Source organism: Streptomyces sp. 1222.5 (assembly GCF_900105245.1).
GTDB lineage: Bacteria > Actinomycetota > Actinomycetes > Streptomycetales > Streptomycetaceae > Streptomyces > Streptomyces albidocamelliae.
In genome coordinates this window covers 1,769,852-1,796,380 of record NZ_FNSZ01000001.1, presented here as the reverse complement: position 1 = coordinate 1,796,380, position 26,529 = coordinate 1,769,852, and the positions used below count along the sequence as shown (strand labels likewise).

15 protein-coding genes and 1 riboswitch are annotated in these 26,529 nt (G+C 68.5%); of the genes, 5 read left to right on the top strand and 10 right to left on the bottom strand.

The features are described from left to right. Position 1 precedes the first annotated feature (1 nt). The 4 genes from BLW57_RS08075 to BLW57_RS40850 form a co-directional block, all read right to left on the bottom strand. Positions 2-1,648 (bottom strand): restriction endonuclease fold toxin-2 domain-containing protein, encoded by a 1,647-nt coding sequence (locus BLW57_RS08075; protein WP_093473253.1) that lies wholly within the window; start codon positions 1,646-1,648, stop codon positions 2-4. Between the two features lie 97 nt (positions 1,649-1,745). Beyond that, positions 1,746-2,198, bottom strand: a complete 453-nt coding sequence (locus BLW57_RS08070) for an ATP-binding protein (protein ID WP_093480587.1) — start codon at positions 2,196-2,198, stop codon at positions 1,746-1,748. 135 nt (positions 2,199-2,333) lie between these two features. Continuing rightward, complete coding sequence (locus tag BLW57_RS41310; protein ID WP_176985510.1) at positions 2,334-2,501, bottom strand: hypothetical protein; 168 nt, start codon at positions 2,499-2,501, stop codon at positions 2,334-2,336. A 172-nt stretch (positions 2,502-2,673) separates the two neighbouring features. Beyond that, positions 2,674-3,366, bottom strand: a complete 693-nt coding sequence (locus BLW57_RS40850) for a hypothetical protein (protein ID WP_143051588.1) — start codon at positions 3,364-3,366, stop codon at positions 2,674-2,676. 54 nt (positions 3,367-3,420) lie between these two features. Next, positions 3,421-3,527, bottom strand: a riboswitch (SAM riboswitch). Positions 3,528-3,781: 254 nt separating this feature from the next. Here BLW57_RS40850 and BLW57_RS08060 point away from each other — a divergent pair. From BLW57_RS08060 to BLW57_RS08045, 4 genes are all read left to right on the top strand, one after another. Further along, on the top strand, positions 3,782-4,336 hold the full coding sequence (locus tag BLW57_RS08060; protein ID WP_176985509.1) for a DUF3293 domain-containing protein: 555 nt from the start codon (positions 3,782-3,784) through the stop codon (positions 4,334-4,336). Between the two features lie 21 nt (positions 4,337-4,357). Then, on the top strand, positions 4,358-4,567 hold the full coding sequence (locus BLW57_RS08055; RefSeq protein ID WP_093473249.1) for a hypothetical protein: 210 nt from the start codon (positions 4,358-4,360) through the stop codon (positions 4,565-4,567). Positions 4,568-4,694: 127 nt separating this feature from the next. Beyond that, entirely contained in the window at positions 4,695-5,558 is an 864-nt protein-coding gene (locus BLW57_RS08050) for a helix-turn-helix domain-containing protein (RefSeq protein ID WP_093473248.1), read from the top strand. After that, the gene (locus BLW57_RS08045) at positions 5,555-5,740 is read left to right on the top strand and encodes a DUF397 domain-containing protein (protein WP_093473246.1); all 186 of its coding nucleotides are present in this window, start codon (positions 5,555-5,557) and stop codon (positions 5,738-5,740) included. The genes BLW57_RS08050 and BLW57_RS08045 overlap by 4 nt, the downstream gene beginning before the upstream one ends. A gap of 24 nt (positions 5,741-5,764) precedes the next feature. Here the strand turns inward: BLW57_RS08045 and BLW57_RS42870 are convergent, their stop codons facing one another. From BLW57_RS42870 to BLW57_RS08015, 6 genes are all read right to left on the bottom strand, one after another. Beyond that, on the bottom strand, positions 5,765-6,193 hold the full coding sequence (locus BLW57_RS42870) for a collagen-like protein (RefSeq protein ID WP_093473245.1): 429 nt from the start codon (positions 6,191-6,193) through the stop codon (positions 5,765-5,767). After that, positions 6,190-8,406 carry a competence protein CoiA family protein gene (locus BLW57_RS08035; RefSeq protein ID WP_176985508.1) on the bottom strand — a complete coding sequence of 739 codons (2,217 nt, stop codon included), beginning with the start codon at positions 8,404-8,406 and terminating at the stop codon, positions 6,190-6,192. The genes BLW57_RS42870 and BLW57_RS08035 overlap by 4 nt, the downstream gene beginning before the upstream one ends. Before the next feature lie 208 nt (positions 8,407-8,614). Next, positions 8,615-9,127: a hypothetical protein gene (locus BLW57_RS08030; RefSeq protein ID WP_093473242.1), complete on the bottom strand. Its 513-nt coding sequence runs from the start codon at positions 9,125-9,127 to the stop codon at positions 8,615-8,617. Then, complete coding sequence (locus BLW57_RS08025; protein ID WP_093473240.1) at positions 9,124-13,263, bottom strand: Eco57I restriction-modification methylase domain-containing protein; 4,140 nt, start codon at positions 13,261-13,263, stop codon at positions 9,124-9,126. Before BLW57_RS08025 ends, BLW57_RS08030 begins: the two co-directional genes overlap by 4 nt. Then, the gene (locus tag BLW57_RS08020) at positions 13,263-16,235 is read right to left on the bottom strand and encodes a helicase-related protein (RefSeq protein WP_093473239.1); all 2,973 of its coding nucleotides are present in this window, start codon (positions 16,233-16,235) and stop codon (positions 13,263-13,265) included. The genes BLW57_RS08025 and BLW57_RS08020 overlap by 1 nt, the downstream gene beginning before the upstream one ends. A 33-nt stretch (positions 16,236-16,268) precedes the next feature. After that, complete coding sequence (locus BLW57_RS08015; RefSeq protein ID WP_093473237.1) at positions 16,269-22,565, bottom strand: protein kinase domain-containing protein; 6,297 nt, start codon at positions 22,563-22,565, stop codon at positions 16,269-16,271. A gap of 194 nt (positions 22,566-22,759) precedes the next feature. Between BLW57_RS08015 and BLW57_RS08010 the strand changes: the two genes are divergently transcribed. Beyond that, the gene (locus BLW57_RS08010) at positions 22,760-26,494 is read left to right on the top strand and encodes a sigma-70 family RNA polymerase sigma factor (protein ID WP_143051587.1); all 3,735 of its coding nucleotides are present in this window, start codon (positions 22,760-22,762) and stop codon (positions 26,492-26,494) included. The last annotated feature ends 35 nt before the right edge of the window (positions 26,495-26,529 follow it).

The window sequence follows — 26,529 nt, the reverse complement described above, 5'->3', positions numbered from 1 at the left end:
CTCAGGGTACGTACCGTGCGGAACCGCTGACACCGTTCATGGCGATCATCGACTCCCAGTAGGCGGCGTTGTCCTTGCCGTTCGTCACGATCTCAAGTCCGCGGATCTCCGAGTTGGCCGGGTTGGCCATCGCGTTCTTGTATCGGCGCAGCTCCCGCTCGTCACCGCCGTACATGCCGTCGATCATCGGGTCGAACTTCAGCTTGCCCTTGTCGTCCACCTTCACCGGCTTGGCCAGCGTTTCGTTGACACGTTCGATGCTGCGGAAGCTGCGCTTCTTGCAGTTCGGGTCCTGCACGTGCTTGGCCTCCACCAGGTAACCGTCCGCCGGACGTATGCCGTCGACCATGAGACCACGCTGATGCCCGACGAGGGGAACCTCGCGCTCCGGGTATCCCGCCACGCGCAGCTGGTAGGCGTTGTTCGGATTCGTGGCGCCACCGCCTCCGGCGAAGCCGCCCGTGTTCAGCGAGTTGAGCCAGGTCCGGAAGTGCTGCTGCTCGGCAGGCGTGAGCAGACGGGTGGTGCCGGGCTCCGGGGGGATGGGGTCCTGCGCGGGTATGGACGGGTCGACCCTGCTCGCCATCGGCACGAGCCCTGGTGGCTGTCCTCGGAACGAGGCGAGGGTGACCGGTACCGGCACACCGCCGGGCACCGGCACCGGCAGCAGGGGCGGGAAGGGCAGCCCGGGCGGGTCGTCCGAGCCATGCGGGAGCTTGACGCGGCCCTGGGACTCGTCGAGGGCGTGGGCGACGTTGCCGAGGCGGTGGATCCACACGTCGTCGAGTACGGCGTCCAGCAGTCCGCCGTCGTCGCCGTTGCCGCCGAACATCGGCTGGTCCCAGGGCATGTCGACGTGGAAGAGGTCCGTCCGGTCCTGGATGATCTTCCGCTTGGCCGCCTCGACGTGGTCGGCGTACTGGTCGCACGCCTTGGCGAGCTGGTTGCAGGCGGCCACGAGGTTGCCCACCAGGGTCTCGTCCTGCTGTGCCTGGTCCGGTGGTTCGGCGAAGCCGACGAAGTCCGCGAAGTAGCGCCGGAAGGCATCCGCGGCCTCTCCCGAGTGGGCCTTGTCCGCGGTGTGCGCGTAAGCCTGCGCGTCGTGCAGGAAGCGCAGCATCATCTTGCCGCCCGCCCGCCAGGAGCCGGCGACGTCACGGAGCTTCTCCGGTGACCCGCGGAAGCGGTCGCTCATGCCGGCGGGAGCGTACTGGTCGTACCAGGCAGTGTCGCCGACGACCTCCGGCAGTTCCTGCCCGAGGCCCAGGAAGCTCTCCGTGCAGTCCTCACCGGGGTCGCCCATGCCGGCCGTCAGGTCGACCTGCTTTCCTAGGATCGCCGAGGCGATGTGGCTCTCATGAGCCATGAACTCGCGGGCGTTGCGCATCAGCCCCTTGCCGGTCTCGCCCATCACATAGGCGCTGAAGCCCATCTTGTCGAGCGTGGTGGCCGCCGCCGGCTTGTACACCTTCGCGAACGCCCGCCCGGCGTCGTCGTCCCCCGCCATTCCATGCTGTCGGTCCAGCTCATGGAAGAGCGCGATGGCGGTGTCGCGGGTGCCGACCATCACCGTGCCCACCATGCCCATGGACGCCTTGATCATGCCTTCGGCGATGACCTTCAGGTCCGGTGGCAGCCCCACACGCATCTCCCCCTGACGTACGGCCCGACGGGGCGGGCCAGTTGGACGTCTTTTCTATCGCACAAGGATTCGTTGCGGCACAGCGGCATCGCGACAAGGCGATTCACTCCAAGGGCGGGGCCGGCGTGACCAGTTCCGCCCAGACGGTCTTGCCGCCGGGCGGACACGGCTCTGTGCCCCAGCGGTCGGCCAGGGCGGTCACCATGAGCAGGCCACGGCCCGACTCCGCGTCCGGGGGCGCGGTGAGTTCTGAGGCGGGGGAGGGGAGACGATCACCCCGCGCATCGGTCACGGTGATCCGCAGCAGGCGGGCCACCAGGTCGAGATGGAGTGCCAGGCGGAAGTCGCGGCCCTGGACGCGGCCGTGCAGCACCGCGTTGGCTGCCAGTTCCGCCACGATCTGCTCCGAGCGCTCGACCACGGACGGTGACATCTGCCAGGCCCGCAACTCCGCAGCCGTGAGCAACCGGGCGAGCCTTGCGCCGCGACGGGTGGAGGACAGCTGCTGCGTGAACGTCCTGACAGCGGTGGATGCGTGGGGCATGGTCACGTTCATGAGGGCCACCGTGAGGGGCACGCGGGGGCGCACACCAGAGGAGAGGCCCGTACGCTGCGTGAGGGTACGGGCGCTCTCCCTGGACAGTACGACGGTCAGCCTTCACTGAGCCCGGTGCGGAAACGCCAAGGGATGTCAGTAATGCTCCAGGTACAGAAGGACGTAGCAGCGGGACCAGTTGACGGTCCACTCGCCATCGACCTCGTAACCGGCCACCCGCACCTGCTCGGTCGCCCGCTCCAGTACGCCCCGCAGCCCTTCCAGACTTCCGGTGTCCTCGAATATGCCGCTGGGCTCCGACACGGGTCCGCGGTACATCACATGCTGATCTCCCCAACGTGTCCCGACAACCTCGACGGTGTGGGCGTCACCGTCGTTCTCGACTGACACGGAGTAGCTGACCTCGCCTGATTCTCCGTCCGCGTCATCGCCGGAGGATTCCGCATCCGGGGTTCCGTTCAGAGGAGCTCTGACATCACAAAACGCAGGAGGACCACCAGAGACGCCAGGGCCCGACCGTGTCCCATCTTTCCGTATCCAGCTTCCTCTGGGCGACTTCGGTGAGAACGGCGAGACCTCGGGGCCAGCGTCTGTCGAAGTCCGGTGGTAGCTCGCCGCTCAGGTCGTAGGACGGGTCCTGTGCCATCCCTCTGGGGAAGGCGTCCACAAGTACCAGGAGGAACTCGTCGTCAGCCTGCTTCCACTCCTCAAGGTTGTCCACCTTGGCATAGCGCTCTTTGTCCGCTTCGCAGCACCAGCAGAGACCAGGCATGCAGCAACACGTGACGGTGTCCGTCTCGTCGGCCTGGTTGGCGTCCTCGGCAGCCTCAACCTCCGTGGAAACGGGGGCAGGCTCCTGACTCGGAGAAAGTGCGGACCGGCCGGGGTTGAGGTAGACCGCCTCCAGTCGCGCTTTTCCGATACGGCTGTTGTTCAGCCACTCAGGCACCTCGTCGCGAATGTCGACGGCCCGTGCCTGCAATGGTTGGTCGCCGTTGCGGTAGAAGGCGATATCGCAGAAGCCGTCGAGCCACTGGTCGAAGAGCTCGTCGGTCCCCGGCCGGCCGAGGCCGCTCGACTCGGCCGTGCGGAACATTGCCCGCGCGGCAACGACGTCGATGAGCGGAAGGCCTTCGCGGTCTGGCGCTGTCTCGGAGGGAACGGGCATGTCAGTAGCCTCCCGGAGTCGAAGGACCCCGGTAGCGCTGTGCCGCACCCCGGTGATCTGCGGTTCCCACGCATGTCGCGCGGTTCGGCCGTCACCCGGAGCACCTCGCCTCGGGCGGGATGCCGTCCAGCAGCCGGGACTTGACGCTGGAACACACGACCGAGCGGGAAGCTAGCACCCGTGTCGATCTTCCGCAATATCTCCCACACCCCTTTACTCCGGGGCCGGAGTCATGACATCTTGCGGCACGGCCGACCGGGCCGTCGCGCACGGCCGGGACGGTCGCCGGCCGACCACCTCGCCCACTGCGTGAGTGGTCTCCCGGTCAGGATCACGCCCCCATGAACCCGTGGGGACGAGTACCGATCTCCCTGCACGACGTGTAAGGGGGTCCTTCGTTTCACAGGAGGCCCTTGTGCACGCCACCGACGCAGCCGGTACGCCCCGTAACTGGGATCTCTACCGGACCGCGATCGCCCACATCCAGTTCCAGGGCCGGACGGTACGAGTCGAACCGCGTCCCTGGGGCACAGCTGAAGGCCTTTTTCCGGAATCAGCCGGCAGCGGCACCGTCCATGTGATCACGGCCTGGAATCCCCGTGGGCGTACCGTTTCCGCTGACGACAACGCCCGCGCCCAGGCCCGGTTGGTCAACGAGATCCGCAGCCGTGCTTTCACCTGGTGGTCCGCCGAAGGAGGAGACGCGTGCGGCGCGCACCGCGAGGAGAGTGTCGCCGTCGTCGGCCTCAGTGATTCCGGGGCACGTGAACTGGGGCGCCGCTTCGGCCAAGACGCGATCTTCGCCTGGACTCCCGACGCCTGGCGCGTCCTGGCATGCGACAGCGAGGCTGCGGCTGTGGGTGGCTGGGTCGCTTGCGAGAGCGGCCGGCTTTCATCGCTTCGCCCGAGCGGCGACGCCGGGCGCGACCGCTCGGACGGATCGTCGGAGCGGCACCTCGGCGAGAACTGAACATACGCAGGAGTTGAACCAATGGGCATGTACCCCATGCGCACGCCGGACCACTGCCCCCGCTGCGGCAGGGCGCTGGCAGGTCCGCCTGCCCAGCGGATCAAGGCCGACGGCTTCCCGGCGGAAGTGACCTACGAGACCGACCCGGTGTGCGGCGCGCGCTGGCACGTGTGGGACAAGACGTCCCCGCTGCGCCGCTTGGCGGGCCCGCACGTGGAGGGCAACGGCTGACACCGGCTGGATCCGTACGGTGAGTCAGCGTACGGACACGTTCGGTGGACAGTACGAATTCGAGGCGGCCAGGCTGGGTTGCAGGTCAGGGCTGACTGGCTTGCGTGCACCTGGAGGTGGGCCTCGAATGACGACGACCGACAACGTCGACCTGGTGGTCGCCGGTGCCGAGTACGAGCGGGAGCCGGACCCGTCGGACAGCCTGCGGACCTTCGGGGCGGTCGTACAGGCGCTGCGTGAGCATGCGGGGCTGAGCCGGGTGGAGTTCGCGGAGTTGGTGCGCTTCTCCAAGCACACGGTTGAGTCGGTCGAGCTGGGGCGGCGGATGCCGGACGAGTCGTTCGTGGAGCGGGCGGAGGAGGTGTTGGGGAACACGGGGGCGTTGCGGAGGTCGGCGCGGTTTCTGACTCGGGGGGAGGCTGGGCTGGCGGCTTGGTTTCGGCAGTGGGCTCGGCTGGAGCGGGTGGCGGTGAGTCTCGCTTCGTATGAGTGCCGGTTGGTGCCGGGCATGTTGCAGTCGGAAGGGTATGCGCGGGCGGTGTTCGACAACGGCATCCCCTTGCTGTCTGACGACCAGCTGGAAGCGCAGGTGGCTGCCCGGCTGGAGCGTCAGAGGGTGCTGTACGAGCGGACTCACGTTCCGTTCAGCTTCATCGTGGAGGAGCATGTGTTCCGGCGTCGGCTCGGGGGTTCCGAGGTGCTGCGGGGCGTGCTCGACCACGTTCTAAAGCTTGGCACCCTGCGGAACGTGACACTTCAAATCATGCCGATGGACACCGAGTTTCACGGTTGCCTGGATGGGCCGGTATGGCTTCTGGAAACGCCGAAGGGGCAGAGGTTCGCTTACTCCGAGGGCCAGCAGAACGGCCGCCTGATCTCCGACGTGAAAGAGGTGAGCCTCCTCTGTCAACGCTATGACACACTGCGCTCGCAGGCCCTGAACCCCCAAGACTCACGAGGCCTGCTGGAGCGACTGCGAGGAGAGCTATGAGCACGACGGAACTGGTTTGGTTCAAGTCCAGTTACAGCGGCACCCAGGGCGACAACTGCATCGAGGTCGCCGTCACTGAGCAGGCCGTGCACCTGCGCGACTCCAAGGACGTGACGCTTCCTCATTTCTCCGTCGGGCATGAGGAGTGGTCGCGGTTCGTGGGGTTCGCCGCGGGCTCCTGAGTAGAGCGGCATGCGCGGTGGCGCTCAGAGGATCTTGCAGAGCGTCGTCGCGCGCATATCGACGTCGCCCGGTGACCCGAGGACGGAGTTGCGGCCCACGTAGATGGTGTCCCACTGAGAGGTTCCTACCGGGCACGTGCCGGAGCTGATGAGCAGGCCACCGGAGAGATCGGGACCCGTTGTGCTGGCGTCCGGTATGCCGAGGGTGGCTGGTTCAGCGGCTGCGCCGGGCTCTCCCCGGTCACCCTTGGGGCCGCGCTCACCTTGCAGCCCCTGCTCACCCTGAGGCCCTTGCGGTCCCCGTGCTCCTTCCGGTCCAGCCGGGCCTCGCGCGCCGGTCGGGCCGGTCGCGACGAAGTATGCGCCGGCGACTGCTCCTGCCGTGCCGGACAGGGTGACGACGGCTGCGGTGGCGGCTATGCCGATGGCGAGGCGACGACGGTTCGGTCTCATGTTCTTTCCTTCGGGTCATCGGCGGTGTCGGCGGCAGCGCTGTAGGCCGCGAACGCTCGGGCCTGCTCCGTCTTTCGGAGCTGGCCCAGTTCGATGGGGCGCAGGCCGTGGGGACGTCCGAGGCGTCTGAGGATGGCGTCGAAGTACGGCACAGGCGTGTGTTCCGAGGCGACCACGAGGGAGGAGAGCAACACCCCGTAGGTGGGCGGGCTGTCCACCGATACGAGGATCGCTTCCCTGGCCCGGTCGGTGAGGTCGGTCGGCTTGAGTCCGGCGGCAGCGGCGAGCGTGTGCCAACCCACGCAGACCTGACGCCGGGCGGCGTCGATCAGTGCCCGCCGAACGGCTATGACTACCGCTGCCTTGGTGGTTCCGAGCTTGCCCCAGCGCACGCGGTCCTCCTCGGCTGGAGCGGTTGGGGTCCCGGTCACGGCTTGCGCGCTCCGTGCGTAGGCACGGTCCACGGCGGCCCGCCATGCTGCCTCCACGGTCGGGGTGGCAAAGTCGGGCGTCCAGCCCAACTCTGCCAGCACGTCGCCGAAGAACGGGGCCGGACCTGGGGTCTGCCCGTCCGCCTTCACCAGGGCCGACAACATCCGACGTCCGGGAACGTACGACCTGTCGACTGCGGCCAGCAGCCGAACACGGTCCTCATCGGACAACGTGGACGGCGAGATGTGCTGCTTCTTGAGCAGGGTCGACCACTTGATGACGCCGTGTCCTTTGGCGACGAGTTCCAGGTGCTCGCGGAACCGGGCCACGAGCCGCGCCTCGTTCAGCCCAGGGGCGCTACTGGCCTTCGCCTCTGACAGTGTGGCCGAGGGCTGTTGCCATGCGGGTGTCGATTCGGCGAGGGCGTAGGCGGTCCTTCGCTCGCGCTCCCAGATTTCCACCACCTTCGCCTCGGACAGGTCGGATCTCCAGCCGAGGCCGGCGAGGACGTCGGCGAAGTACGGGGCGGGCGCGTCCGGGGCAAGAGCTGGTTTGACCAGTGCCGAGAGCACGGGCTTGCCGTCGGCTCTGGGGTGGTCCACCGCGATGAGCAGGCGGACGCGTTCCTCCGGTGTGATGTCGGCAGGTGTCGCTCCCGCGTGGCCAACCAGTGTCTCCCAGTTGACGATGCCCCGGGCGCGGGCGACGAGTTCCAGCTTTGAACGGAAGACGCGGAGCGTCTCGGCCTCACCGAGGAGGAGCCTACGGAGTGTTGAGGTGGAGGGTTCGCTCGTCGTGGGGGCTGGTGGGGGCGGCTCGGATGGCTGAGATGCGGGGCGCAGGTTCGGCCAGCGGGAGTCGGTCTGCTGAGGTAGGGGCGAGGCGCCGTCGGCACGTATGAGCCAGGCGGGCTCGGAGGGGGCCGCATCGGTGAGCGGCAGCAGGTGGGCTGAGGAGTAGATGACGTGCAGTTGGTGAGGAGGAGGGACGGGGTGGGCGTGCGGCAGGGCGATCCGGGCCCGGACGACGGCCGAGCCGAGCGGCTGGAGGTCGGCCTCGTAGAGGCGTACGGGGGTGCCGTCCGAGTCAGGGGGCGGTGCCGGCAGTTCGGTCGCTGCGGTGAAGGCGATGGTGCCCGGAGCCAGGGGGAAGGCCACCGGCGTAGGGGCGGGAGGGGACGTGCTGCCCACGGGCGGTTCGGCGTCGAGGCGAGGCGTGATGATCCCCTCGTTCGACAGGCGGCAGTCGGTGAGGGCCGACCACGCGAGGCTGTTGTCCGAGTACTGCGTGCCGATGTACACCTCGCGGGTCTCGCCCTTTGTGCGGCAGGAGATGCGGATGGCATGCCCGGCGGCGTGTACCTCGTTGTGCGAGAGCCCGCAGTAGGGTCCGTACGCCCAGTGGATGTGGGTGTGCCGGTCGGCGAGGCGTTCGCGAATCTCCCGCCACTCTTGGAGCGAGAGGCGGGCTAACTGGACCCGGATGAGCCGGGAGCGGTCCTGACCGAACCGGACCTCGACGGCTCCACCGTGGACCGAGCCGGGGTCCAGGTACGTGACCTCGGCGTCCTGGTATCCCTGCCGCAGCAGCCAGCGCCCCAGCGCCTGCCCGATGTAGAGGTGGTCGGCGCTGGCTTCACCAGTCTCCGTGCGGCGGCAGTGCACGGGCGGTCGGTGCGCGAAGTGGCACTTCTTCTCCGTGTACCGCTTCGGAGTCAGCTTCTTGCCGCAGCCGCCGAGCAGGACGCCGCAGTAGAAGTCGTCGCGCGTCCGGCTCCGCATGAATCGGTCGAAGTCATCGTGGTCGTACGGCAGGAACACCGGCCAGTCCGACTCGGCTTGACCAATGACCGCCGTCTGAACCTTGCGAGTGTCTTCTTCGGAGGTGGGCGAGACCATCCTGGCTCCTGGCTCGGGCAGTGGTGGCGGTCGGGGCAGGCGGGGCGGCGGGGGTCGTGGGCTTTGGGCGAGGTTCGAGTGGGGACGAAGTTCAAGCCTCCAGGCCCTCTTCGGGGCTGTCCTTGCTTTCAGCCATTATCCTGCCGCCGACAAAAGCCACACCCAAGGCGAGCGCAGCACCACCGACCATCACAACTTTTTTGAGTGCCCCGTCCAAGAAGCGTTTATTCTCGCTGTCCTTCTGGGACTCCTCCCTTACCGCTTCCTGCATTTTCTCGATGAGCTCTTTCCTTTGTTCCCAAGCCAAGTCTCCCTTGTCGAGTTCATTCTTGATGGTGTCTCTGAGATCCTGAAAAGCTCGATGGACGTGTTCCTGACTTTGCTGGTTGGCCGAGAGTGTGGACTCATGCGATTTCTTTATCGCATCCACAACATTCAGAGCGAAATCCTTGAACGTGGGAAACTGTTCAACGATTTTCAGGGCCACCTCGGTGCTCATGTCGGGCATCATGGCCACGAACCTGATCATCTTGTCTTTGGATAGGTTTCTCCAGGAGTCGATTCCAAGCGCGCGCTTGATTTCATCTTCGTCTTTGTATTTCATGTCGCGGTTCCGTCCGAAGTCTTTGCCGGGTGGCGAGGGCCGTGGCCCGGGGGCGGGGTGAGGGTGGAGGTGTAGTTCTCGCCGTCCGCCAGAGGGTTCTCCAGGCTGACGCCGGCCGTGGCCATGCGGTCGTACTCGGCGAGGATCAAATCCTTTGTGCGGTAGGTGCCGTACTTGGCCTCGTCCTTGCGCTTGACGATGGGGAACGTGTCGAGGATGTAGTCGACGTCGTCGCGAGAGATGCCGTAGAGGTGGAAGAAGAGCGCGTCCAGCTCGGCCCGGATGATCGTGCGGCGGCTCTCGTCCCAGCGGAACGGAGGGTCTTCGTCACCCAGGTCGTGGGCCAGGCCCTGCATGTCGTAGGCGTCGTAGACCAGCTCGAGAATTCGAGGGGTGAGGAATGGAGTGTGAGCTTCGAGAACGTCGGGAGCGGGTACGGGCAGCTGCTTCCAAATGAAGAGCTTCATGTGGGCGTCGCTGATCTTCTGACGGCTCACGAAGTCGAAGACCAGGGCAGACTGGGCGGCGACCATAGCTGCCGTGAGCACGGGGGCGACTCGCGGCAGCATAAGGGGGTACGTGTGCCCTACCGCCACGCGTGGCAGGAAAGCGGGTATGGCGGTCCGTTCATTCGTTGAGGCCGTGACATCGCACCAGCCGCAGAGCCAGTCGCGGTCCCATGCCACTTCCTTCAGACGCATTGCCACGCCTGGAATTTCGACCACCTTGTTATTGCGGTGGGTCTTGATCATTCCTTCTTCGCGGATCCAGTTGAGGGGGATCGCGAACCGCCCCGGGTCCTGAAGCTGCTCTGAGATGAGGTAGCTCGGCTGATTCTGGCGGTTGACTGCAGTGGCACTCTTGATCACGTCGGCTGCTCGGTGGTTGAAAAAGTTCACCATCTTCGCTTCATAGAGCGGCAGCATTCGCTCCCCACCTCTTGCGAATACGTTCCCGCGGAGCTGCCATCCTTCGGATTCCAGGGCTTCCCGTGTTCTGAAGAGGTCGGAGTCGTCGGTCATGTTGAAGAGGTTCTTGAAGGCGATGCCCCAAGGGTTTCCATCGGGCCTTGTCTCGTCCCACAGCACCGGGATCCGCCGATAGATCGCCGCTGTGAGATCCGCGTCCCGACGCGAGCGGAAGATCGGCAGTGTGCCGGTGTTGGGGTTGATGAGGGTGATCTCCTCCGGGCTGAGCGCGAAGACGCGCTCGGCGTCCTCGAGATCGGTGGTGTCGTGGAGGAAGAACGCGAACTTGGCGGCAGGTTCGGTTAGGCCGCCGCCGGTGAGGGAGAGCAGGCAGAATTTGTAGCGCGAGTCCACACCCTCAAACAGTGGCTTCTTGTTCTCGAAATCGTAAAGGGAGGCGACTGCACCGCGCTGTGCGAAGCCGTTGAAGAGGTGCTGCGCTCCGGCGCCGGTGGCTATCGCAGTCGGGATGATGGCTCCGAAGCGGCCCTGTGACGCCACGATCGATGCGAACCGTTCTGTGAACAGCTGGTCCGTCTGGAGGGAGTTGACCCCTTTGACGGTCAACCCCTGTGCACACAGGGGAAAAGAATCGGAACTCGACGCGAACAGGAACGTCGACTTCACCATTCGCCGTGCCGCACGGTACCGCTCGCCTGCTTCCGGGTTCTCCTTTTCCCACTCGACGATCCGGGTGCGCCGGGCGGTGCCGGAGATCGCAGCGATCGATGGTTCGACCACGCTGAAGTACTTCTTGTCCTCGAAGTCGACCTTGTCCCAAGGGGGGTTGCCCGCCACGCAGGAGAATCCTCCGGCCCAGCCCGTTGCCGGGTCGATGTCCAAGGCCGCTCCGCCGTCCTTCGGGACCGTGAAGACCTCGGGGAACTCCAGCTGCCAGTGGAAGAACTTGTACTGGTGGGCGAGGTGGACGATCTCGTCACGGGTGGATTCAGGTATCCCGCCGCCGGGGTTCTGGAGGTCGCGGAAAACGCCCTCGGTGACGGGGGCCACGGTGCCCTGGACCTTGGGCCAGACGAAGGCGGCGCACCAGGCGTCGGCGATGTTGAGGGCGTGGAGGTAGTCCGCTGACTGCTCCAGTTCGCGGAAGCGGCTGGACTGAAGACGAACGTCGCGCAGGGTGTCGGACCGGGCGGCGGTGATGTCGCGGAGGCTGGCCGCGAAGGAGGCGTTGGAGACCCAGATACTCTCTTCGGTGGTGAAGCTGAGCTGGCCGGCACGTTCCTGGGCGTTCCGCTTCCTCAAGCCCTCCGCGATCTTCCTGTCGTCGCCCTCGATCGGCTTGAACGCGCCGTCAGGGATGCCCTTCGCCAGCAGCGCCGGCGTAGCGCCGATCAGCGCGTTGCCGTGCTTGATGTGGGCGTCCAGGAAGCCCAGCGGCTTGCCGGGCTCCAGGGCCTCCAGCCACAGGGACACCTTGGCCAGCTCAACGGCCATCGGGTTGAGGTCCACGCCGTAGATACAGCGCGCGACCACCTCGTGCAGGGCGTGGCGTACCGCGTCGATCGTCGGCTCCGGGTTCTGCTCCCGTACCGCCGCCACCCGCTTGGCGATGCGCCGGGCCGCCGCCACCAGGAAGTGGCCCGAGCCGCAGGCCGGGTCGCAGACCGTCAGCGAAAGCAGCTCCTCGACGATAGCCGGGCCCGGGTCCGGCTGGCCCGAGCGCGTTGCCCGGATCTCGCCGCGCTTCACCGCGTCGTCGATCACCGGGTCCAGCGCCGAGTCCAGCAGGCACTCGATCAGCGAGGACGGGGTGTAGTAGGAGCCCGTCGTCTTCCTTGCGTTGCCCGCCAGCTCGATCAGTTCGAAGGTGCGGTCGGTCGCGTTGTGCTTGGGGACCAGCTCCAGCAGGGACTCGTAGATGGAGCCCAGTTCCTCCGCGTCCAGGTGGCGGTAGTCGACCACGCGGTTCCGCTTGCTGCTGGTGTCCCGGACGATCGACAGCCCGCGCACCGCCTCCAGCAGCGGCTCGTTCGACAGCGACAGGCGGTGCAGGAGCTTGTCCGCCTCCGTGTCGTCGAAGATGCCGCCCAGGCCGGGCAGGCCCAGCTCCGGCAGTCCGTCGTCGTTGCCCAGTCCCGACAGCACGAAGCGCAGCGCCTGGTACAGGTCACCGTGGGCCGTGCCCCGGCGGCGCTGGGCGTGCCGGCGCAGGCGGGCCGAGGAGAAGTACGCGGCGTAGCGGTCCCTCGCCGTCTCGTCCGCCGACGGGGACAGCAGGACCTCGCGGTCCTCGGCCACGAACAGGAACAGGAGCCGGTAGACCATGCGAAGCAGCGCGTAGTGGAAGGTCTTGACCTCCAGTGTCTCCCGCAACTCCCGGTTGTCCGGGTGCTTCAGGAAGCCCGTGCCGAGGGTCGTGATCGCCCGCTGGACGCCCTTCCTGAGCTGGTCAAGGGCACGCGTGCCCTGGGCGATCGCCTCCGTTCGCCACTTCTCCAGCCAGCACGTCGAGGGTGCCGCGTCCTCCGCGACCTCGAAGCGGGACACGTGCAGCAGGCGGTACAGAAGTACGAACTCACTGAAGAGTTCGCCGTCGAAGATCGCCTCCAGGTCGAACTCGACGTACGACGCCGTAGCCAGGGCGCTGGAGTCCCGGAGCAGGCGGACCTGGCGGCCGTTCGTCAGGATGCCCCACAGGTGGGCCTCGGTCCGGTTCAGGCACTCCTGGAGCATCGACTGCGGCGGGATCGTGCCCGCGCCGCCCGGACGCTTGTCCAGGTTGGCGTTCCAAGGCACCTGGTGGATGAGTGCGTGCTGCCAGCGGTGCGAGACCTCGAATCGCTTCGCCGCGTCCGAGTCGGCCGTCACGCCCTCCGTGCCGATCGGTGTCAGGCGGCCGAAGCCCAGCTCCCGCCACAGCGGCGACAGCCAGTCGGCACCCGCACGGCCGGTCGGGTCGGTCGCGGGCAGGCCCGTCTCCAAGTCCTCGGGGAGGTGCTTGCGCAGCTCGCGCCAGAGCGGCTTCAGGTACTCCCAGCTGCGCTCCGCCTCGTCCCGTACCGAACGCGACGACGGCAGGCCGTAGTCGGCGGGCTTCGAACCCGGGACGTCCTTGCCCTCGGAGATGCGCAGCAGCATGTCGGCCGGCAGCAGACCTCCGACCGTGTGGACGGCGGTGAACACCTGGTTGCGAGTCGTGGCGGACATCAGGCGGACGCTCCAGAAACAGCAGCAGGGGCGGGGGAGGAAGCGGAAGGGTTCGCGGGCAGGTACAGGTACGCGCCCAGGACGTCGGCCGGCTTCTGGGCCGTCACCGACAGGCCCCGGACGATCTCGCCGGAGGCCTGTCGCACACGGCGGTGCGAGGCGTCGAGCTCGGCCGCCAGGTCCTCGCCGTGCGACTCCAGATAGGCGTTCGCATCGGGGAGTTGGTCGAGGATGCGCTTCATCATGCGCTCGCCGAAGTGCGGGTCCGTGTTCTCGGACGCGGTTGCGTCGAGCAGGGCCGCCGCGCGCTCCTGTGACAGCCACACCGCGTTCTTCGGGGAGCCCTCGAAGGCCAGCAGCCTCGCATCCTCCGCGACCAGCTGCTTCTCGCCGCTGCGCGACGGCAGGGTCAGGTGGAAGCGGTAGCGGACCAGCAGCAGGGTCGTGCGCGTGGTCACCGCGTCGGTCGTCACCACACCGCAGCGGCGTGCCGGGCGGGCACCGTCCGCCTGGGTGTCCAGCGCGGCGTTCAGGACGTGTGACGCCAGCGCGCCCACTACCGGGTCCGTACGCACCAGGGCCGCCTCGCCCCGCGCCACCGCCGGGTCCGTACGGAACGGGATCGGGCGGTCCTGCTCGATCACCTCAGCGCCCACGGCCGTCGCCAGCGCGTCCCGCAGGCCGGCCGGCGTACCACCCACCTGGGCCGTGAAGTCCTCCGACGGATCGGCTCCGCGCAGCACCGCGCCCAGCGAGCCCAGTGCCTCTCGCACGAACGTCCGCACCTCGCCCGTACCGCCCAGCGCATCCCGGACCGCGGCGACCTCCCGGGCCACCTCCTCCGGGTGGATCGAACGCTGGGCGAACCGCGAACGCGACGCCTTCTCCCGCTCCGCCGCCGAGTTCCAGTCGCTGTCCAGCTGTGCCGTGCTCACCTTGAACGCATCCGCGCTGAACAGAGCGTCCTCGCTCTCTCGGCCGCGCATCAGCAGCCACTCCACGATCGCGTCCGTCACGCCCGTCGACAGCTCGTCCGGGATCGAGACGGAGATGCCCAGGTCCTTCTTGATCTGGCGGTGCTTCTTGATGAGGACTTCGAGGACCTTGCCGTCGATGCCGTTGTCGTCGCCGTACAGGGTGATGACGCGGACCTCGTCGCGGCGCTGGCCGTAGCGGTCGACGCGGCCCTCGCGCTGGTCGTGGCGGGTGGGGTTCCACGCCAGGTCGTAGTGGACCACCGCGTCGAAGTAGTGCTGGAGGTTCACGCCCTCCGACAGGCAGTCCGTGGCGATCAGTACCCGGCGCGCGGCGGCGTCCTCGCCGGCCTCCGTCGCCAGCGCCTCGATGTTGTCGATGCGCTGCTGCGGGGACAGTTCACCCGTGACCGCCTTGACGACCGTCTTCGCGCCCAACGGGCCGCGCTTCTTCGTCTCCGGGTCGTTGGCCAGCTGCTCGGCCAGGTACTTGGCCGTGGGGATGTAGCGGCAGAAGACGATCGGGTTGTAGCCGTCGGCCAGCAGACCCTTGAGGTGCTTGATCAACGCCTTCAGCTTGAGGTCCTGCGCCGCGCCCTCCAGTTCCTCCGCGCGGTCGGCGAGTTCGGCCAGGCGTGAGCGCGGGTCATGGGTCTCGATCTCCGCGCCCGGGGCTACGTCCATGCCCTCCATCGAGTCGCTGTCGGCCGCGTCGCTGTTGAGCGGGGCGCCCAGCTTGTCGGCCTCCTCAGCCGAGGACGCGACCGCCGCCGCGGACCTCGTGCGCAGCGTCTGCGCCGCCGCGCGCGGGGACGACACCAGCGAGCGCAGGAGCGCGATCGCCGACCACCACGCTATTCGGGCCTCCCTCCGACCCCGGCCGTCCGCCTCCTCCACCCGCTCACTCGCGTAGGCGATCGCGTCGTCCAGCAGGGCCCGGTACTCCGGGGACAGCTTGTACGTCTCGTCCTTGAAGTAGCGGTCCGAGGGGAACGCGGTGCGCTCGGCGAGCGAGTCGTCGGCCAGGCCGTCCTCCTTGGTGAGGTACTGGCGGACGTCCGCGCGCTTGCGGGCCACGAAGTGCTGCGCCAGTAGCCTTCGGCCCGCGTCCGACTCCAGGTTCACGTGCGCCAGCTCGGGCTTCACCAAGCCCAGCAGGTTCCGGAACGCGGACTCCTTGCCGCTGTGCGGCGTCGCCGTCACCAGCAGCAGGTGCCGCTTCGCGTCCTCGGCCACCCGCCGCAGCAGCTCGTAGCGCAGCTGGTTCTGCGTGCCGGTCTTGGTCTTGGTGTCCTCGGCCGCCACGCACGTGTGCGCCTCGTCGACGATCACCAGGTCGGGGCAGTGCCGTACGAAGTCGTCGCGGTGACGGGTGGACTTGATGAAGTCCGTGGAGACGATGACGTTCGGGTAGCGGTCGAAGAGGGACTGGCCGAGGTCCAGGCCGCGCTCCAGACGCGTCACCGTCGAGGACAGCACCAGCTCCGCGTCGATGCCGAACTTGCTGCGCAGCTCCTGCTGCCACTGCTCCGCCAGCGCGGGCGAGCACAGCACGGCCAGGCCCGACGCCTCGCCCTGAGCCAGGAGTTCGCTCGCGATCAGGCCCGCCTCGACGGTCTTGCCGATGCCGACGTCGTCGGAGATCAGCAGGCGGACGGTCTTCTGACGCAGCGCCATCAGCAGCGGGACGAGCTGGTAGGCGCGGGGTTCCACGGCGATGCCGGCCAGCGAGCGGAACGGGCCCGCGCCCGAGCGGAAGCCGACCCGCAGGGCCGTGCGGAGCAGACCGGCCGCCCGCTGGTCGCCGAGGTCGCTCGGCTCGGGGGCGGCGAACAGGGCCTCCTCGACCGTCTCGAACGCCGGGAACACGGCGGCGACGTCGTCGTCCGAGCCGCCGAGCGGGCGCAGGACGAGCAGATCGGGCTTGCTCTCGGGGAGCACCACCCATTCGCGGCCGCGGGCCTTCACCAGGGAACCTGCGGAGTACGTGAGTGCCATGTGTGTCTTCGAGTCCTCAGGAGAAGGCGGTCGTCAGTTGGCGGTCGGCGTGCCGAAGTAGCGGGCGTTGGCGGCGGCGATGGCGTCCCAGTCGTCGCCGTGGGGGAATCGGATGACGTCCCAACTGGCGTTGAAGAGGCGGTCCTCGGCGTCCTCGTCCCGGAAGGTGTCCTGCTCCTTTTCAGGCGTGTCGACGAAGACGGCCACGTTTCCGCCGGGGAGCCGGTACACGAAGTCGGGCATCGCGTTCGCCTCGGTGAGGAACGGGGCCGCCTCGTCCGGCAGGTGCAGTCCCCGCGCCTTCGCCCAGCCCAGGAAGTCACCGCGCGCGGCCAGTTCGGCGGCGGCCGAGGCCTCGACCGCCGTCGGTGCCGCCGGGGTCTGGTCGAGCAGTCGCCGGTACTGCTCCGACCGCGACTCGCCGCGCGACTCGCGCTCCGCCGTCGCCGAGGCGAACCGCACCAGCAGGTGCCGGGCCGCGTGGCGGTTGATCAGCGCGTGGTCGAGCTGGTTGCCGTACGTCAACAGGCACTCGTAGCAGCCCAGGGCGCAGGGGCGGTCCGGGTGCGGGCCGCCCAGGTCGGTGCCGTCCTCCTCGAAGTGGCAGATCGACAGGGCGTACCGGGCCGCCTTCGCCAGGGCATCCGGCTCGGCCTGGAGGCGGCGCAGCACGCCCGCGCCGCCTTCGGCGGCCTCCATGAACAGGAACCGGTTACGCGGTCCGCCGTCCGGTGGCAGCAGCTCGCTGGACAGCTCGGCGTCCTCCAGCTCGAACGCGGCCTCGATGCCACGCTCCAGCGCGTACATCAGGGACAGCGCCTCGGGCTCGGGCAGGGCCTCGTCGAGGGTGACGACGAGGATGTTGCGGCGGTCCTCGACGTACGGGATGACCCGCTTCTTGCGGCGCCGCTCCTTGCCGTCCTCGTCGACCACGGGCAGCTCGCTGGAGTCGCCGGAGGCCTCCGCGGCGTCCTTGTCGTTCATCCAGCGGCCGTCGGCGAGGTCGAGCCAGTAGCCCGCCGGCTCGTCCTTCTTGGCCCGCACCCGGCCCAGGTTGGTGATGCGGACGGTTGCCGAGTCGCCGTACGCCAGGTCGGCCAGCGGCGCGCCCGAGGTGTCCGCGACGGACGCGTTGAGGCGGCCCTTGCGGGCGCCGTGGTCCTGGAACCGGTACGACATCTCCAGCCGAAAGCCGGCACGGCGGCGCTCCTCCTCGTCGGAGGAGATCCGCTCCCGGCGCGTGGTGTACACGGTGTGCAGCTGGAGCAGTCCGTGGGTGGCCGCGCCCAGCGGTTCGTCGCACATGTGGCAACGGTCCTGGCGCTCGGCCGGGTCGTGGTGGTAGCCGCAGTGCGCGCAGCGGCGGGCCTCGCTGGTCGCCAGGTCGCCGGAGGCGTCCGGCGGCAGCTGGATGCGGGTCACCTGGTAGCGGGCGCCCTCGTGGTAGATGAGCGAGCCGGGGCCGAACTCGCGGATAGCGAGGAAGCGGGGACGCTGGAGGTAGTCGCCGTCGCCCCGGCGCCGGCCGATCGTCGGGATGTAGGCGGCCAGCGGCAGACGCGGGAAACTGTACCCGGGCAGGAAGCCCTCAGAGGCGAGGTAGCGGTAGGGGTTGAAGTCGGAGAGCACCGACTTGCTGTCCACGCTCTCGTTCATCAGCAGGTTGAGCTGCGTCTCCGCCTCGCGGCGGCGGGCGTTGGCCCGGTTGCGGTCGCTCTCGGTCAGGCTGTAGTCCAGGCGCCGCTTGTTTTGGATGTACTGGTCGTCGAGTGCCGCGCGGAACAGCTGACGCCACCGGTCAAAGGCCCGGTCGAAGCGCTCCGGCACCGTGCGGACCCGGTCCTGGATCCAGTCGTCGTGCCACCAGGTGGTGTCCGCGAAGTCTGGCAGAAGCGGGCCGAGCACTCGCAGCGCCGCGTCCACCGTGCGGTGTTGCGCGGTCTCGTCCAGGGAGGCGGCGAGGATGTCGGGGAGCAGCTCCAGAGCCGGGTTCGGGCGGTCGCCCGTGTCGGGGTGCGACACGTCGAGGACCTCGGGTATCGCGCGGCCCAGCTTCAGGCTGGCCTCGGCGATCCATATGCCCTGCAGGTGGGAGAGGACCAGGTCCTCGTTGGCGAGGTCCAGGCGCGGCGGGGCCACCGCCCCCGCCACCATCCGCTCCGAGCGGCGGAAGTAGTACTGGTCGTGGCTGTTGCCCGTCGCGCAGTACGTCGTCACCAGCGCGGGCTGGCCGCTGCGGCCCGCGCGTCCCGAACGCTGGGCGTAGTTGGCGGGCGTGGGCGGCACGTTGCGCATCATCACCGCGTTGAGGGAGGAGATGTCGACGCCCAGCTCCATCGTGGGGGAGCAGTAGAGCAGCTTCAGCTCCGCTTTGCGGAACGCCTCCTCGCGCCGCTCCCGTTCCTCCGGGGCGACCTGGGCGGTGTGCTCGCGGGCGAACAGCCCGGACAGCGCGCTCGCCGCCTCCTGGTACAGGTCCCGGAAGAAGGTGTTCACGCGCGGGCCGTCGCCACTGGGGTAGGTGCGGGTCAGCGGGTCGTGCGTGCCCGTCTCGCCCTTGCCGGCACGCCAGATCAGCGACTGGGCCGCCACCCGGTAGCCGGTCGTGGCCGGCGTCGTCGGCCTGCGGTAGCGGCCGGCGCGCTGCGGCGCCTCCGTCACCTCCTTCACCAGGCCGTTGGCGGCCAGCACCTTCAGCAGTTCCGCGATGACGAGCTGCAGATCGTCGGGGGAGAGCTTCTTGAACGAGGCGTCGGCGCGCTTGAGGTACTTGCCGAACTTGCCGCGCGCCGAGACGAACAGGCCCGAGCGGTCCAGTCCCCGGCCCGAAGGACTCGGGTAGGCGATGCCCACGCCGGGCCGGTCGGAGGCCGACAGCACCCACGGGTCCACCAGCCGCTCCTCGCTCGCCCGCTGCAACGCGTCGAAGTCGTCACGGAAGTACGACACGTCGATGGCGAGCGAACGGCGCATCTCGTTGAGCAGGACCTTCATGATCTCGGCCCGCAGCGCCGGATCGGCGTCCCGCAGCGCCGCATGGGTGTGCGCCCAGCGGTCCTGCTTGTCCGCGACCCAGCGCAGGTCCGCGTAGTCGATCTCCAGCAGACCGGTCTGTTCGAGGTTGGGCATGGTGATGCGCCAACCGCGCTCCAGGTCGAGGTAGAGCCGGAAGGCGACCACGTCGCGCAGGGTCTTGGCCGCCGCCTTGGCCAGGGTCGGGGGCAGTTCCCGCTCGCCCGTGTAGTCGACGGGAGCGATGCCGAGCGCGTTCGTCACCGCCGACGCCAGCTCCTCATGGGTGAGCCCGTCCTCGCTGGCTTCCAGGGCGGCCCGGTACAGCGCCCCGCGCAACTGGGTGATCTGCACGAAGTCGTTGAAGTGGCCGGCCTGGAGCGAGGCGTCCTGGCGGTTGTCGACGAAGGTCAGGAGCTTGCGGGCCTCCTTGTCCAGGGCTTCCTCCGGCACCGACTTCAGGGACCGCACCACCGAGGCCGAGATGAGGGAGGTCGCCGAGGAACGGCCTTCCTGGTCCAGCGTCGCCAGCTTGGCGAAGTCCCGGCCGCGCGTCTGCTCGTAGGCCACACCGCAGTGCAGGCAGAACAGGAACGGCGACGGGATGAACGCGGCCTGCAGCTCGCCGCGGCCCTCGTAGCCGAGCGGGTCCACGGTGATCGCGCGCGGCACCCGGTCGCGGTACGTCTTCTTGACCACCTCCTGGTCCCTGTCGTCCAGCTCCAGCCAGGACTCGGGCAGCCGGCGGTCGTCGACGGCGTACTGGACGCTGGTCGGCCAGGGCCGCTCCTGGTCGATGAAGAGGTAGCCGTCGCCCTGCCGCCCGCCCGTGGCGGAGGTGTCCCGGCGTGCCTCGTAACGAACCTCGCCGTCCTTCTCGGTGCGCCAGACGGTCAGGTACTCCTGGCCGCACTCGCGGCAGAACGCTAGCGGCATCAGCAGCTTGCCGCCGCTGCCCGGCTGTTCCAGCTGGTAGGAGCGGGTCAGGTGGCGGGAGAGCTTGTCCTCCAGGGTGACGTACACGGTGTCGCCCTTGGAGAGGAACTGGTGCAGACGGAACGCGAACAGCGGGCGGTCGGTGACCGGGTGCCGGGCCTGTGAGCCGGCGTCCAGCGTCGCCTCGATGGCCTTCGCGCAGTCGTCCTTGGGGACTCCCGACTGCTCTGCCAGTTCCCCTGCCGCGACCTCGATCTTCGTGGGGCGGCGGCGCACCAGCCTGCCCGTCGCCTCGTCGGTTGCGAGGCCGAACCGCGTCTCGATCCAGCGGGCCAACGGGTCGCGCACCAGATCGTCGTACGCGCGCGGCGCAGCGGGCGACGTCAGACGCTCGGCGGGGACGATGTTAGGAGCCTCGTCGGTGGCACGTACGAGTGTCTCGCCGATCACGTGCCGCGGGCTGACCGTCGTGCCGAACAGCCGGCTCGCCACGTCGGCGACCACCTTCTTCTGGTCCTCGACGGTGCCCTCGGTCGACATGGTGGCCGAGGTGCCGATGCACTGTACGTCGGGTGCCTGGCAGGCCTCGCGGACCCGGCGTATGAGTAGGGCGACGTCGGCGCCCTGCCGGCCGCGGTAGGTGTGGAGTTCGTCGAAGACGAGGAACTCCAGGCCCTTGGCCATCTTGATGAGACTGGCCCGGTCGGCGGGCCGGGTCAGCATCAGCTCCAGCATCACGTAGTTGGTGAGCAGGATGTCCGGGGGGTTGTCGCGGATCTCTTTCCGCTTGGCGTCGTCCTCCTGCCCCGTGTATCGGGCGAAGGTGACCGGCTCGTGGCCCTCGCCGTACCCGTCGCGCAGGTACTTTTCGAGTTCCTTCAGCTGACTGTTCGCCAGCGCGTTCATCGGGTACACGATGACGGCGCGCACTCGCTTGACTGAATTCGGCCCCTCGGAGTCCCGCTCATGAAGGACGCGGTTCACGATCGGAACGATGTACGACAGCGACTTGCCGGAGCCGGTGCCTGTCGTCAGGACGTACGAGGCGCTGCGCGCCGCAGCGTCGATGGCCTCGCGCTGGTGGCGGTGGAGGGTGAGCGGCCGCCCGTCCGGGACGGTGCCACCCTCCGTCTTGCCCGCCTGGAAGATGCGGGCGCACTCCGGGTGGAGGACCTTCTCCCCGACGAGTTCCGCGACCGTGCCACCACTCTGGAAGAAAGGGTTGAGCGACAGCCACGGATCAGGCCACTGCGACTTGCCGTCAAGGTCCTTTTCCACGAAGGTCGCGACACGGTCATCGCGGATGACCGTGCCGCCCTCGGTGAAGTCGCGGTAGTCCTTGATCAGGGCGCGGTGCACTCCGAACACGTCCATCGCCATGCCGGAGGCGGTGACGGGCGCCGGTCGCGGCGCCGGCGCCGCCGGGGCGGCGAGGGCTCGGGCGGCCATGGCGGCCAGGGGCCGTGTCGGGTCGAGAGCGCTCCAGTGGGGGAGTCGCGGCGGCGTGTCGTCGTCGCCCACGGCCAGCGGATACAGGGAGTCGTGGACGTCGGCCGCACTCGCAGGGCGATCGGCAGGGTCCTTGGCGAGCAGCCGACCGACGAGACGGACCAGTTCGGAGGGTATCCCTCCGCGGATGACGCCTAGCGGCGTCGGCTCGGTCTCGAGGTGCTTGCGGGCGAGTTCGAACGGCGACTCGCTGACGAACGGTGGTACACCGAGCAGCATTTCGTACAGCACACAGCCGAGGGCGTACAGGTCGGCGGCCTGGGAAACCTGGCGGGCCTCGAACTGCTCGGGTGCCATGTACCGGGCGGTGCCGACGCTGACGCCGGTGCTGGTGAGCCGTGCCTCGTCCGGGTCGTCGACGATGCGGCCCATGCCGAAGTCGAGGACCTTGACGGTGCCGCCCCGCGTCAGCATGACGTTCGCCGGTTTCAGGTCGCGGTGCACCACGTCGGCCGCGTGGGCCGCGCTCAGGCCCTCGGCTATCTGGGCGCCGATGGCTGCCACCCAGGAGACGGGCAGTTGGCGTTCCTCCTCGATGAGGTCGCGCAGTGTCTCGCCGTCCAGAAACTCCATGGCCAGGTAGGGCAGTCCGCCATCCGCACTTATTCCGCCGGCGATGAGACGGGTCAGGTTCGGGTGCTCGAGGCGGCGCATGATGCGCACCTCGCGTGCGAAGCGCTCCACGGCCTTGTTGTCCGCGCCGGTGTCGATCAGGCCACCCGTACGGCGGCGGAGGATCGTCTTCACAGCGACCGGGCGCTCGGCGCTGCCCGCCGGGGCTTGGAGATCCTCGCCCCGGTGAACCTCCCCCATGTTGCCCTTGCCGATGACCTGCCCGACGCGGAACCTGCCATCGATCAGCTCGTGGCCCACGGTTTCTCCCCTGTCCTCTACTCCCCGTCCCGTCACGGGACTTGCCCCTGTGACCGCTGTCCTGCCGCCTGGTTCCGAAGCGGAGAGTGCGGACGCGGTCACCGTACACGAGAGGTATTAACTTTCCTAGAGGGAAGATGTGTTGACAGTGTTAACGCAATGCCTTTACTGTCCGGCATGTAACCGTGTTGGGGGTGGATGGTTTGGCGGGGCATCAGGACGTCGGAGAGCCGGAGGTTTCCGTCACCCGAGCCGCCCTGGCGGAGCTGATGGTTCATCTGCGCCGGGCCGCTGTCGGCGGAGTCGTGCCGGAGGCGGTATTCCTCGCGCAGGCGCGCAGGCTGGGGCTCGGCGAGGTGGAGCGCGAGCGCCTGCGGGGCGAACTGCTCAGGTTGAAGGTGCCTGTCCAGAGGAACGTGGTGCATACAGGCGTCGACATTCCAGATGTGGAAAAGGTTGCACGGAAGCGTGTAGAAATTGTGTTCCCTCGGCTGGATCGAGTGATGCGCCTGCTCGAGCGGTACGTCGATGCCGAGGGCTACGTGACGCCACGGGCCCTGGAAGGAGTCGTACGCCTCGCGGGGCTGAACTCTCGTGAGGCGGCGGCCCTGAGAGAGGCTGCTCGGGTGCGGCCCGACAGGCCGTCGCTGGAGACGACGGCTGGAGTCACGCTCGAAGAGGTGGGTGGGGAGCCGGGGCCGGCCACTGACGCTCGGGGCGTTGCAGAGAAGTCACCCGGCGAGCCTTCGTCCGCAGGGGAGGGAGCCTCACAGGAGGAGGTCGGCGAACCGGCGGAGGACTTCCTGCCCGAACCGTCCGAAGCGGTCGTGCGGACGGACGCGGACCGGGCCGCCGCAGTGGACGCGGCCCGGACCGTCATGCGCGAGGACCGCATCCGTCGTCGGCCGGAGAACCGCCTGCTCACCGCGCAGGAAGAGATAGGGCTCGCCGTGCTCGTGTGGGGAGGTGCGGACGAGGAACCTGAACAGGAGACGCTCAGCGCGCTGCCGTCGGACGACATCAGGATTCGCGCGCGGGACTGCCTGGTCGTGCACAACCAGAGACTCGTACACAGCATGGTTCCCCGCTATCTGGAGCAGGGGCTGGACTACGACGACCTGTTCCAGCACGGAGTGCTGGGGCTGATGCGGGCGGCGCGCAAGTTCGATCCGGCCAAGGGGTTCAAGTTCTCGACGTACGCGACCTGGTGGGTGCGCCAATCGATCACCCGGGGCATCGCGGACGAAGGGGCCGTCATCCGTATCCCCGTCCACATGCACGAGCAGATCCGCAAGGTGGCCAACGCCGAGCGGTCCCTTGCAGCGCAAGGGCGACCGGCAACAGCTGCCGAGGTCGCCGTCCTGTGCGACGTGAGTCTGAGCAAGGTCGAAGAGGCTCGACGGCTGAGCATGCGTACCGACTCGCTGGACCGGGTGATCGGGGATGGAGCGACCCTGGGGGACTTCGTGGCGCGTACCCGGGCCGTGCCGTCCTTCGAGGCGCGGGTGCACGACGCGTTGCTCCTGGCGGATGCCATGGCCGTGGTGGACACCTTCTCCGGCCGCGACCACCGGATTCTCGTACGGCGCCTGGGACTCGACGACGAGGCGCCGTCGACGCTGGATCAACTGGGAAGCGAGTTCGGTGTGACGAGGGAGCGCATCAGGCAGCTGGAGGTCAAGCTGCTGCCTGCGCTGCGGGCGCGGCTGCGGAGCGCTCGCCTCCTCGGGACCAGTGCCTCATCTGCACACGAGAACTCCGCCAAGGAGAAGGTCAGTTCCGCCAAGCGAGTCTCCCGCACTGTCCGTCCGGCCCGTCATGTCCGTGCCGATATCGCACCAGATCTGGATGTGGCCACACAGCCCAGCGGTCGAGCCCCAACGGAGGCCCCGGTGAATCGGGAGAACGGGATGACGGCGGACGTGGCGGCATCCGTGGACGCGCCGGACTGGGACAGGGCCCGCCGGTTGGCCGAGGAGCCGTCCGGACAAGCGTGGCTCGCGAACTACGCCCTCGCCGCCGTTGGAGGCCCGGGGCTCGCCGAAATCCTTGGGCAATCGGCAGCCGACGCGGTGCTCAGAATCGCGCGCGAGGGCGAGCCGGCCGACCACAACGTGCTGGCGGCGCTCGAGGTGTTGCGCCGTGTCTGCGACGGCGCCGCGAAGTTCGGCTTGCGACCCGAGGACTTCCTCGACCGTGCTTCCGACGCGCTGTGCGGCGTGACGCCGCGAGCCTACCTGGCCCGCAAGCAGTTGGTGCACGGCGAGCCCCGGCTGGCGATGCGTGACGCCCTCAAGGAGTTCCTGGCCGCACCGCAGGCGCTCCCGGAGGCGGCGCCGGTGGCAAGCGAGGAGGAGGCACCGGTCCAGCCAGAACCGGCCGAAGAAACGTGTGTCGAGTCGGGCTCGGTCGAAGAGGTGCTGGTCGAGCCGGAGCCGGCCGAGGAGGAGTCAGCCGCGAAGGACCATGCATCTGCCCCGCAGCCGGGCGATGGGTCGGCGACGGCTGCCGACGAGCCCGTCACGGATGTGACCGAATCGGAGCGGAGCCGTACAACGGCAAGTGCCCTGGAAGACGACGACATGCCGACACGACCGCAGTACACCGCCGACTGGGACAAGGCACGGGAGCTGGCACCGCCGCCCTTCGGCGGCGGCGTGGCCTGGCTCGCCGAGTACGCGTCGCTCGCCGTCGGGCATCTACAACTGGCCGTGCTGCTCGGCTCGCCCGCCGCGGATGCGGTGGTCAGGGCCGGGCGGGAGCGGGGCACGCTCGACCGTCGCGTGGTCAAGGCCCTGGAAGTACTGAAGAGCGTGTTGGATGCGCTCAAAGAGCTCGGGCTGCGGCCTGAGCACTTCTTCGAGTGGACGTCCGAGGCACTGGGCCGGACGACGCCCCGCGCGTACCTGGCGGCCAAGCCCCTGGTGGAGAACGAGTCGCGTGTGGCCATCCGTCACGCACTGGACGAGTTCGCGGTGACGCAGACGGCACGAGGTGACGCCGATGCGGATACAGGGAATGTGGGTACTTCGGAGGATGCTCGGGCTGCATCCGTGGAGGGGGCGATGGCACCCGCGCCGGAGACCACCCCGCAACCCGTGCACGCTGCCGCCGCTCAGCCTGATCAGGCACTCCCCGTTGAATCCCCTGTAGACGTCGAGCGACTGCTCGCCGAGGCCCGGGCCCTGCACGATGCGGTGATCGCGAGCCTGGCCGAGCACCACGAACGTCGCATGGCCGAGGTGCAGCAGGCGGCCGACGCGCGGGTCGGGGCCGCCTTGGCACAGACGGAACAGCAGCTCGACAGGTGGGAAGAGATTCTGCTGAAGCGTGCGGACAAGGCGCTGGCCCGGCAGGCGCAGCACCTGCGACGCCAGGCCGACGAGCGCGTCGCGCGGCTCAAGGAGGAGCAACGCGAAGCGAACCTCGCTGCCACGCGCCGTGCACAGGAACGCATCGTGGACCTCGAGATCCGGTTGCGACACGCGGAAACGGCGGCCTCCACCGTCTCGGCCGAGCAATCGTCCCGGGCCCAGGCCCGGGCTGAGGAGGCCGAGCAGCGGCTGCGTGCTTACCACGACGACACCGAAGCGCGCATCGCACAGCTCGAGGCGCGGCTGAGGCAGAGCGAGACCCGGCTCATCGCCCGGGACCGGGCCATGTACGAAGCCGGGCTCCGTGCCGCCGCCGACGTGGAGCAGGCCCAGCAACGGGCCGAGGCGGCGGAGCAGCGGGCCGAAGCGCTGGTGACGGCCGCCAACCAGCGGGAAGCACGGGCTGTGCAGGAGCAGCAGCTTGCCGCCGCACGCCTCGCTCAGGCCGAACACGACGCCTGGGCCCGCATCTCCGAGTTGCAGGCGCAACTGGCCGCCCTCCAGGCACCGGCAGAGGGCCGGGCATCCCTGCGGGACCGCTGGCGCCGGTCCTGAGGGCGAACATTCCCCCTCTGCTTTTCGCACTTCTC